7 protein-coding genes and 1 pseudogene are annotated in these 7,434 nt (G+C 38.1%); 4 read left to right on the top strand and 4 right to left on the bottom strand.

The window, feature by feature from the left end; all coding sequences use genetic code 11:
- Window positions 1–1,032 (top strand): RNA-guided endonuclease InsQ/TnpB family protein (locus tag ACKPEB_RS05790; RefSeq protein WP_408963883.1); only part of this gene is annotated, 1,032 nt, incomplete at its 5' end.
- On the opposite strand, the gene ACKPEB_RS05785 is transcribed toward ACKPEB_RS05790, so the two are convergent.
- Entirely contained in the window at window positions 931–1,287 is a 357-nt protein-coding gene (locus tag ACKPEB_RS05785) for a HesB/IscA family protein (RefSeq protein ID WP_408963882.1), read from the bottom strand. The two genes, ACKPEB_RS05790 and ACKPEB_RS05785, sit on opposite strands and share 102 nt — an antisense overlap.
- Window positions 1,288–1,774: 487 nt before the next feature.
- Here ACKPEB_RS05785 and ACKPEB_RS05780 point away from each other — a divergent pair, with 487 nt between their 5' ends.
- A complete protein-coding gene (locus ACKPEB_RS05780) occupies window positions 1,775–3,418 on the top strand; it encodes a DUF6930 domain-containing protein (RefSeq protein ID WP_408963881.1) in 1,644 nt (547 codons plus the stop codon).
- A 139-nt stretch (window positions 3,419–3,557) separates the two neighbouring features.
- Here ACKPEB_RS05780 and ACKPEB_RS05775 read toward each other — a convergent pair whose 3' ends face one another.
- Window positions 3,558–4,520 carry an aldo/keto reductase gene (locus ACKPEB_RS05775; RefSeq protein WP_408963880.1) on the bottom strand — a complete coding sequence of 321 codons (963 nt, stop codon included), beginning with the start codon at window positions 4,518–4,520 and terminating at the stop codon, window positions 3,558–3,560.
- 71 nt (window positions 4,521–4,591) lie between these two features.
- Between ACKPEB_RS05775 and ACKPEB_RS05770 the strand changes: the two genes are divergently transcribed.
- On the top strand, window positions 4,592–5,176 hold the full coding sequence (locus ACKPEB_RS05770; protein ID WP_408963879.1) for a DUF1802 family protein: 585 nt from the start codon (window positions 4,592–4,594) through the stop codon (window positions 5,174–5,176).
- 23 nt (window positions 5,177–5,199) lie between these two features.
- On the opposite strand, the gene ACKPEB_RS05765 is transcribed toward ACKPEB_RS05770, so the two are convergent.
- Both ACKPEB_RS05765 and ACKPEB_RS05760 read right to left on the bottom strand, forming a co-directional pair.
- On the bottom strand, window positions 5,200–5,826 hold the full coding sequence (locus ACKPEB_RS05765) for an ABC transporter permease (RefSeq protein ID WP_408963878.1): 627 nt from the start codon (window positions 5,824–5,826) through the stop codon (window positions 5,200–5,202).
- Window positions 5,827–5,850: 24 nt separating this feature from the next.
- The gene (locus ACKPEB_RS05760; RefSeq protein WP_408963877.1) at window positions 5,851–6,603 is read right to left on the bottom strand and encodes an ATP-binding cassette domain-containing protein; all 753 of its coding nucleotides are present in this window, start codon (window positions 6,601–6,603) and stop codon (window positions 5,851–5,853) included.
- Window positions 6,604–7,045: 442 nt separating this feature from the next.
- Here ACKPEB_RS05760 and ACKPEB_RS05755 point away from each other — a divergent pair.
- Window positions 7,046–7,434 (top strand): annotated as a pseudogene (locus tag ACKPEB_RS05755) (GTP-binding protein); the annotation flags it as partial.

The following is a 7,434-nucleotide window of genomic DNA, read 5'->3' as shown; positions in this document are numbered from 1 at the left end:
AAAGGATATCCCCAATTCCAGAAAGATGGCCGTTCCGTTGAATACAAAACATCGGGTTGGTCATTACATCCCACCAAAAGGCAAGTCACCTTTACTGACAAAAATGGTATTGGTAAGCTGAAATTGTTGGGAAAATGGGAGATCCATACTTACAATCTTAAAGATATCAAACGGGTGCGTTTAATTCGTCGTGCCGATGGATATTACTGCCAGTTTTGTCTTAATATTACCGTCACTGATATTCAACCGAAAACCGGGAAGGAAATCGGATTAGATGTTGGAATTGAGTCGTTTTACACAGACTCTAATGGACATCAAGAACCGAATCCCAAGTTTTTGAGAAAGGCGGAAACGTCTATTAAAAAATCTCAGAGACAAATCTATAAAAAGGTTAAGGGTTCATCGGGTAGACGCAAAGCTAGAAAAGTTTACGCTAAGAAACATTTAAAAGTAAGTCGGCAACGGAATGAACACGCTAAAAGACTAGCGAGTAACGTATGCAAGTCTAACGACTTAGTAGCCTACGAAGATTTAAGTGTTAGAAATTTGGTTAAAAATCATTGTTTAGCTAAATCAATTAGTGATGCTAGTTGGTATTTGTTTAGAGAATGGATAGAATATTTTGCAGCTAAATTTGATAAATTAGCAATTCCGGTTTCACCCCATTTCACTTCGCAAAAATGTTCTAATTGTGGGGTAATTGTGAAAAAATCTCTATCAACCCGCACCCATGTTTGTAATTGTGGATGTGAGTTGCATAGAGATACAAATGCTGCAAAGAATATTCTAAATCTTGCAAAACAAGCTAGGGATGGGCAATCCCGAAGTAACGCTACAGGAGTTGGAGTCTCTACTCTGGTTGGTGAAAGCCTGAAGCGAGCAAATTCTGACGTAGAATGTAGAATCCCCGTCTCTTCAGAGCGGGGAGTGTCAAGTCGCAAAGGATTTCCCGCAGCCGCAGGTTTGGGTTGCTTGGGGATTAGTAAATTGGAACCCACCCCCAATCAAAGCATCACTATAATCGAGGACTAGGCCATAAATATAAAGTAAGCTTTTGCGATCGCAAACGACCTGAAACCCTTCATAATCAAAGACTTCATCATCCTCGCGAATGGTGCTAGGGTCAGCAAAATCCATTGCATAGGACATTCCAGAACAACCGCCTTGGCGGACTCCTACGCGCAGACAAAGATCTTTTCCTTGCTTTTCGCGTAGAAATTGAACTTGCTTAATTGCTGATTCTGTCATTTGCACCCCTTGAGTCGGGGTTTGAGTCGCTTGTGTCATGGGTTAGCTTGACTCCTTTTGTAATGTTTTGAGTGATCAAAAAATAATGGCGTTTTGATCGAGTTTCTGTATTCCTGATATTTTATCGCAGACTACAGCATCGTTGTGGGGCTTCAGCCTTCTGAGTCTAGGGGTAAAAACTCAATCAGGGGACTTTTTTCTCATCAAGAAGCTTAATATAGGACTGCGATCGCTTTTAATTGATTGTAACTTGTTTAAGACAATGGAAACTTTTCTAACTTTTTGAGTTGAACATTTTTGGCTCAAATCTTTGATCAATGACAATATCAGGAACCCTGGGATTAATGAACCAGTTTTAAACCCAGTTTTATTGATAACATAGAGAAAGCATTGCATTACAATATGGCAGGTTCAGCCATTGGTTGTGCGGCATCATCATCAAGACCTCCTAGAGGTTGGAAACCTTGTCTCTTCAGAGCGGGGAGTGTCAAAACTGGTGAAACTATCCAACGAGAAGATTAATTTGATGGCACGTCTCAATCACTCAACCCTTCGTCGGCTCCAAAATTTACCCCAAATTCCCAGTGTCTGGGAAGGCGATCGACGTCCGATGACGCCGGATACGAATCTCACCAGCCTCGACGCGGACTCGGAAGCGACGGGCGAATGTATTATTTGGGTGGATGGTTCCCAAGGGATGGTGCGCGCAATGGATATGGTGCCATCGGATATGGGGCCAGAGGCGATCGTGCGGACGCTGCTACGAGCAATGGAACATCCCCAAAGCCCTGCACCTGTGGCTCGTCCTCAAAAAATCGTGGTCAAAGATCGCGAAATTCAATTTTTCCTGCGCGGTGTTCTGCAAGATTTAGAGATTGTCATTGAATATGTACCGGATTTACCTCTGATTGACGAAATTTTTCGAGGGTTACAAGAAGTTGCAGAAAGTCGCCCCCCCCAACTTCCCCTGCAATATGCGGAGATTGTTACAGAAAAAGCTTATCAAATTTGGCAAGATGCTCCTTGGGAACGCTTAGGGGAACATCAAATTATTTCGATTGAATTAAACCTATTTGGCATTGATACGTTATATATTTCCACCTTGGGTAAATTGGGGATGGATTATGGAGTGTTAATGTATCGTTCTTTGGACTCATTAAAACGGTTTCGGGAACGAGTGGTGAGAAATAAATCCTATGATAATTTAGAGGAAGCTTTTTTAACTCAAGATTGTTTATTTGTCACCTTTGATCGAGAAGATGATTTAGAAGAAGATGACGAGAATTTTGTTAATATTACCACTTTACCTTTATCGGAAATCGAACCTAATTTTGGCAATCTTCACCCCTTAGAAGGATTACGTTCAATTCTATATGATGAAGAAGCGGCTGTTGTTTTAGTCGCCTTAGAAGCACTGCATCGATTTTTAAGAGATCATCGTCAAAAATTAGTTCGCTATCAATTTCCTAATCTCAGCCGTCGCTATCGAATTCCGATTAATTTACCCGATGGGGAGAAAAAACAGGTATCGGTTAAGGTAGAAACTTTACCCGATATTGCGGATGAATTAGCGGCAATGACCTCGGATGAGGAATCAGAAACCGATGAAGAATTTGAGATCGAAGTTCCTCGTTTACGGGATGATTTAGTTCCCCCTAAATCTTTTTTAAGTTTAGGTGTTGTTCCTTGGGAAACCGCAAAATATTTGCGGAATAATACCCAATTTCATCAAGCCGCAGAAACAGAAATTCCTGAAGTCGGGGATGGTTTACCTGTGGTTGTGATTCAAACCTCTAAACCGAAAGCAGAATTGCTGATTCATAGTTTACAAGAGGCGGGTGGACTTGAAGGAATTTGTTTTAATCCGGGTGAAGATCCAACGGTGGGACAAACTTATGATTTAGGAATTTTGAAAACAGAAGATGGAGATTTACATTTATTTGGAGAGTTTATTGAAGATGACCCAGTTCATCAAGAAGCCCGTAAAAAATGGGAACAACGATGTAAAAAAACAAAAGGTTGGTGTGGTTTAATTATTGCGATGGGATTAACTGGAGCTTCACGGGGTCAACCTCAATTTAAGGATATGATGGCTTTATTAGAAGTACGTTCAATTCCTCCTCAAGAGTTAGGTTTAGGGCCGTTACAGTTAATTCCTGCACCGTTTTAAGTTGATCCTGGGAAAGTCTAAATTAGTTCGTAGGGGCGAGAGAACCTCGCCCATAGGGTGATTTGTGTTGATTTTTTATGATGAGTCAGCCTGATGATTATGATGGTACAATCTATTTAGGCTTGCTATTATTTTATGATTAAAACTCCCACATAATCGGACTATCATCTAAATAATCCGTAACAGTCCGCCCAATTTTATCAATTTCTGCTAAATCTTCGGGGGTAATTTTAAGATTCCCTGCATCAGCATTTTGTTCGGCTTGTTCTGCATTTCTGACTCCTACAATGGCGTTGGTTTGCGGTTGTGCAATTAACCAAGCGATCGCTAATTGTCCTAAACGACATTGATAACGTTCTGCAATGGGTCGTAATTGTTCTAAAGCATTTTGAACTCGTTGATAATGATCTTTATTGGCAAAAAGTTTATTTTTAGACCGATGATCTCCTTCAGCAAATTGATGATTTGATCCAAATTTTCCCGTTAACAATCCTTGAGCTAAGGGAGAATAAGCTAAAATAGAAATATTCTGTTTTTGACAATAAGGCATCAAATCTTTTTCCACCTGACGCCAAAATAAAGAATAGGGCGGTTGTAAACTTTCAATTCTGCCATATTGTGCCGCTTCTTCTAACTGAGAACGGGAAAAATTAGAAACTCCAATAGCTCGAATTTTACCTTGTGTTTTTAAATCATTTAAAGCCTTCATCGTTTCTTCAATGGCAACCTTTTCTGAATTAAAAGATCCCGACGGCCAATGAATTTGATATAAATCAATATAATCCGTTTTGAGATTTTTTAACGAGCGTTCACAAGCTTCAATGACTTGATCATATTTCAAATGATTAGCAAATACTTTAGTGGCATAAATCACTTGATCCCGCACATCAGATAAAGCTTCTCCTACGATTTGTTCTGAGTGTCCATCCCCATACACTTCTGCGGTATCAACGGTTGTAATTCCAGCCTCAAACCCAGCACGAATGGCTTTAATGGTTTCTTGATCTTCAATTCCCACCCACATTTTTTTCCCCGCTTGCCAAGTTCCAATCAAAACGGGAGTGATTAAAATATCAGATTGACCAAGAGTTCGCTTTTCCATATTGAGTTCCTGAGTTTAAGGTTATTCTCATTGTATATAATATTAGATGAATTTGCATTGATCATTCTACTATGGAAACTTTAACAAATCATGCTTTAAAAGAATGGAAGATTGCCATTCAAGCCTTAGAACAAGGTCAAACGATTTTGTTATTAAGAAAAGGAGGAATTCGGGAACAAGGCGGAAAATTCAACGTTGCTCAGGACAAAATTCTGCTCTATCCCACCTTTGAACATCAGCAACCGACTTTATTAAAACCGGAATATGCTAATCAAGTGCAGCTTGTTTCTTCAGGTTGGCATCCTGAAACCGTTAAAATTAGTAGTTTTGCTGAAATTACTGATATTTTATCATGGAATAATTCTCAAGATCAATCTTTAATTAATGCGTTAATGCCGTTTCATATTTGGAATGAAGTTTTTGTGCGCGATCGCCTTCAATTTAAACCCCAACAACCCCTTTATATTTTATTACTCAGAACCTATAAACTACCTAAAGTTTATGAAATCCCCTATGATTCGAGTTATGGCGGATGTCGTTCTTGGATTGAGTTACAGGAAAATATTCCTTTAGATAATATGATTCCGGTTTTAACCCAAGAAAATTATGATCAACAAGTATCAACGATTTATAATATTCTTCAACCTTCTTTGTGAAGACTAAAGTTTTCTGATTACAATCATGATTTTTTGAGGCGTTTTTCGAGTTTTCCTAGTGCTAAATCAACGAATAGTGCTATGATTGCAGCCGGAATTGCTCCTGCTAATAACAGTTGATTATTGACCGTTGCTAACCCTCTAAAAATTAATACTCCTAACCCGCCAGCACCAATAGCAGCGGCAATGGTTCCTAAACCAATGGCAATCACGCTGGCGACTCGAATTCCGGCTAAAATAACACTTAAAGCTAGGGGAATTTCCACTTGAATTAATAACTGTTGTTCAGTCATTCCCATCGCTTTTCCTGCTTCTAAAACTGCGGGATCAACGTTAGCAATTCCGACATAAGTATTCTGAATAATTGGCAGTAAGGAGTAAAGCGTAATGGCTACAATGGCAGTGCGATCGCCAATTCCTCCAATCAACGGTAGGGGTATTAAAAACCCAAATAATGCTAAACTAGGAATGGTTTGCATAATGTTAGCAAATCCTAATATGGGTTGACTTAATTTAGGCTTTCGGGTGAGTAAAATTCCTAACGGAACTCCAATTAAAACAGCTAAAGTGATGGCAATTCCGACTAAAATTAAGTGTTGAGTTGTTCTTTGGATAATTTCTGAGCCATAACGGCTAAAAAAGTTAATCATTGTTTTTAAGATGAGTAAATTGGACTAAGAGGGTAATCTCAAACAGTCTAAAAAAGCTTGAGCTTCAGGATGATTTGATTGTTTAAATTCAGTAGAATTCCCTAAAAATATTAATTGTCCATCTAGCATTAAACCAATACGAGAAGCTAATAAAAAAGCTTCGTGAATATCATGGGTAACAAAAATAATAGTTTTGCCTAATTGTTGTTGCAAACGACGGAATTCTCGTTGTAATTCTAAACGGGTAATAGGGTCAAGAGAACCAAAGGGTTCATCCATTAATAATAGAGGTGGATCAGCCGCTAATGCTCTAGCAACACCCACCCGTTGACGTTGACCTCCTGAGAGTTCATGGGGGTAACGATGGGCAAATTGATAGGGATCTAAGTTGACTAAATTTAATAGTTCATAGACCCGTTCATGAATTCGATGAGGGTTCCATTGTTGTAATTTAGGAACTAAAGCAACATTTTGTTCAACGGTAAAATGGGGAAATAAACCCACATCTTGAATCACATAACCGATCTGTCTTCGCAGTTGAATTAAATTCCACAAACGGATTGATTTTCCCTGAACTAAAATTTCTCCTTGAGTTGGAGTTAATAAATGATTAATTAATTTTAAGGTTGTTGTTTTTCCGCTTCCACTACGACCTAATAAAACTAAGGTTTCACCTGCATGAACTTTAAAATTCAAGTTGTCAACTAAGAAACGTTGATTGATGTGATAACTCACCTGGCAAAAATCTACAATGATAGAATGATTTAAAGATATCATTTGTGAAAAATATTCAAGTTTTCTATTCAGTCGAGACAAAATCACGAATAATCAATCAGATTTTCTAGCTTTAGCCTCTGGTTCAAAACATACCATAAATCAAGGATTTTGATCAAAAATTTGATATCGGTTGAGCAACAGCCTAATTGTTATTGATCGTTAGGGTGAGGTTTTCTCCCCCCTACCCGAAAATTACAGGATTTTGGGAGATTGATCATCAAGTTGACTCTTTTATAAAATTCATTTAAACTGGCTATAGAATTGACTTTAAGCCTGATTAATTTTTCAATAGTTTTTAGATAGGTTAATTAATGCAAACTTTAAATAAATTTAAAAACTTGATAGTGTAGAAAAACTTAGGGAGGATGAATTAATTTTCTCAGCCAGTTAAGATGGAAATAGACGAATCAATTAGCTTATTTGAGGTTGGAGCGATCGCAATATGCCTATTTCTCGTTATTTACTGTTAATTTTTGGGATTTGCCTGATTTTAGGGTTAATGATTTGGCTGATTAGTTCCCTATCGGTTCTTTATACTCAAGTCATTGGCTTAGGGAATCCGATTTTAGTCAATTTGCTCCTTTTGTTAATCATTATATTATTAGGATTAGCCATTTTTGCCTTTTTTTATTATACTCGATTGTTTCAAAAATCACAACAATCTCGTAAAAAACGGCGAGCTTTAAAAATTCCTTTAGATAAAACAGAAGCGGCGGAAGAAGCTCTCAAATCTTTAAGACAACAGGTAACTCAAATTCAAGATGAAGTTGCCCAACAAGCATTATTAAGTCGCTCTCAAGATATCGCTTCAGAGTTAGCAAAAGGTAATAT

The sequence above is a fragment of the Planktothrix sp. genome (assembly GCF_046067725.1).
Lineage (GTDB): Bacteria > Cyanobacteriota > Cyanobacteriia > Cyanobacteriales > Microcoleaceae > Planktothrix.
The sequence above is the reverse complement of the archived record's forward strand: the minus strand, read 5'-3'. Positions and strand labels throughout refer to the sequence as shown.